At 73.7% G+C, this 2979-nt stretch carries 2 protein-coding genes; both read right to left on the reverse strand.

The genetic code is table 11. From position 1 onward, the window contains the following. Positions 1 to 358 precede the first annotated feature (358 nt). A complete protein-coding gene (locus D6689_19075; GenBank protein RMH38613.1) occupies positions 359 to 1741 on the reverse strand; it encodes a hypothetical protein in 1383 nt (460 codons plus the stop codon). A 104-nt stretch (positions 1742 to 1845) separates the two neighbouring features. After that, a complete protein-coding gene (locus tag D6689_19080) occupies positions 1846 to 2805 on the reverse strand; it encodes a hypothetical protein (protein ID RMH38614.1) in 960 nt (319 codons plus the stop codon). Between the last annotated feature and the right edge of the window lie 174 nt (positions 2806 to 2979).

Below are 2979 nucleotides of genomic sequence, written 5' to 3' on the forward strand. Positions count from 1 at the left end.
ACATCCTCGCGGCTGGCGGTGGGGGCCGAGCGCGCGAGGGGCGGAGCCGAGTGCGGACGTCGTCGGGGCCGCTGCGGAACTGCGGGCGGCCGCGGGTCCCCGTCCGCCTCGCCGCGGTGCGCGCCGCGCGGGCGCCGCGCGGGTCGGAGCGGCGGACGCGGAGATGGGTGGGGACGTGGCACGGCGGGGCCGGCGGACGCGGAGATGCCCGGGCGCCTGGGCTGCGGGCGCACGAGAGGGTGCGTCGGGGCCGGAGCGGCGGACGCGGAGATTCCCGGGCGCCTGGGCTGCGGGCGCACGAGAGGGGACGTCGGGTCGGAGCGGCGGACGCGGAGATGCGCGCGGGGGGCGCGCGCGGTCACAGGGTCAGCAAGAACGCGATCAGATCTTCGAGGTCGTCGGCGGAGAGGTGCGATGTCGCGCCGTGCGTGTCCGGCATGCCGTAGGTCTCGTTGTAGCCGATCTCTCCGGGGGCCAGCGCCGGGTGCCCGGGGGTCGCGAGCGCTTCGCGCAGGCTGCGCGCGCGGCCGTCGTGCAGGAACCGCGACGCGCGATCCCAGATGCCGCGAAGCTGCGGCACGCCGAAGTAGACGCCGGCGGCGTCCTGCTGGGTATCGGGGAACGTGCCGATGAACAGCGGGTTGACGAGATCGGCGTTCGCGCCGGTGACCGGGTTTTGCCGCGGGGTGACCACCGCGGGAAACCGCAGCGGCAGCCCGAGCGGGTTGTACGTGGTCGACACGGCGGTCACCGGCAGCGGGTGGCACGTGTTGCAGCCGGTCTCCGCCGACTCGTAGATCTGCCGGCCCCGCCGCGCCGCCGGCAGGTCGAGCGCGGCGTTCGGGTTCGGCAACAGGCGCGGCTCCTGCAACAGGAACAGCCCGAGCGCGCGGGTGACGCCGTCGAAGTCCAACGCGATGCCCTCGCGCCGCACGCTGCCGTCGTCGGCGACCACCTCCTGGTACAGCGCGTCGCCGAACGTCCGGTCGCGACCGAACAGCGCGCGCGCGGCGGCGCGAAAGTGCGCGTTGCGCGTAAGGTGCTTCGAGCCGTAGCGCCGCTCGGCGCACTCGGGCGGCGGGTCGTGTTCGCAGTCGAGCACGTGGTTGCAGCCGTCGCGCTGCGGGTCGGCGAGGCAGTCGGTGACGCTCGGGTACGCCGGCCAGATCAGCGGGTCGAGCTGCTCGCAGCAGAAGTTCTCCTTGCGCGCGAACTCGTTGATCACCGGAAAGAAGTTGGATTCGGCCATCGAGCTTTCGAAGAACCACGGGCGGGTGTCGGCCGCCCCGCGGTAGGCCATCTGCATCCGCACGCCCCACACCGTGTCGGCCTGCAGCGGCATCGCGACCGGCTTCGCGAGGTTGCCGCCGTCGCGGTGGCAGTGTTCGCACGTCTGGTCGCCGTCGACGGTAAACGGCGCGGTCACGAAGTTGATCGCCTCGCCGATCTCCGCGTCCGTCGCCGGAAACGGGCCGCCGGACTCGTCGCCCACCAGGATGCGCCGCTCGGTCCCGGGCCCGGCGTCGAGGTCCAGCACGGTGACGCGCTCGCCCAGCCGCTCGGCGACGTACGCGCGGGCGCCGTCGCGCGTCACCGCGACGCCGTACGGGTTCATGCCGGTGCGAAACAGCTCGCCTGCGCGCTCGCGCGGCGCGAGACGGCCGTCGGCCCCGACGGTGAACGTCTGCACCTCGTTCGATCCCGAGCACACGACCACGAGGCGGTCGCCGGCGACCGCCATCTGCTGCGGCAGCGCGCACGCGACCGTCCAGGTGTCGCGCGGGGGCAGGTAGGCGACCCGCGTGCGGGGCCACGTGTCCGGCGCCGGCGAGCCCGGGCGCCGCGCTACAGCTCGCAGTTCGACGCGCCCACCCGCCGGCCGGTGAACTGGGCGATCTCGTCCAGGATCGCCGGGTCGTCCAGCAGGTCCCGGTAGACGCCGTCGTCGACGCCGAGCGCGGGGTACGCGTCCGCGATCGCGAGGAAGAACTGCGTGCGCAACCACAGCGTCGCCACCGCGTCCCGGTAGACCGACTGCTGGCGCAGCGCTTCGTACACGTCGGGATGTTCGGTGCGCGCGACGCGCAGGTACACCGCGACGAAGTACAGAAACGCGACCGACCCGTCGCGCAGCGACACCCCGCCGGAAAAGTACTCGCCGACCGGCCCGACCGCCGCGAGTTCGTTGAGATAGCAACTGAGTTCGTCGAGCAATGCGTTGAAGCCGCGCTCGCCCTGCGACCCGGTGAGGTAGGTCGGCGCGTAAATGCCGTCGCGCGCGGCCGGCGCGATGTCGTCGTAGATCTCGCCGCGGGCGAACGAGCGATCTTCCGGCAGGTAGAAGATGAGGTCCTCGCGCGCGTACAGCGCGTGGGCCTCGCCGACCTCGGCGGCGCGCCGCGCGTTGAACAGGTGCGTCTCCTCGTGAGCCAGCGTGTCGAGCCATCCGACCATCCCGGTCCACGACGACGGGTCGCTGAACTGGTCGAAGTAGCTGTCGTTGCGCTGGGCGTCGAGCAGGTATGCGGTCGCCGGGTGGCGGCGCGACATCGCCTCGATGAGGTCGTCCTTCCAGTCGGCGCCGCCGTACGCGGCCACGACGTCGGAGATGTCCGCCTCGGGGTCGACCGCCTCGGTGTAGCAGCGCGGGTCGGGACCCGCGTCCGGGTCCGAACCGGCGGCGTCGGCCGCGCCCGGCCCGGCGTCGGCGCCCCCGGCCGGGCCGGCGTCGGGCGCCGCGACATCGTCGTCGTCGTCGCCGGCCGGCGCGCCCGCCGGGTCGCCGACGACGCACGCGGCCAGCATCCACGTCAACCACACCGGGATCCACCGCGCTCGAGTCCGCATGGTCCGACGCTGCCACACCCCGCAGTCGTTGCGCCAGCAACCCCGGTTCCCCCCGCGAACACGGCGGCCTCGCATGCAACCGCGCTCCTACCCCGTGCGCGCCCACCGCCGCCCGCCCCCGCGCCCGCACCC

The sequence above is a fragment of the Deltaproteobacteria bacterium genome (genome assembly GCA_003696105.1).
GTDB lineage: Bacteria > Myxococcota_A > Polyangia > Haliangiales > J016 > J016.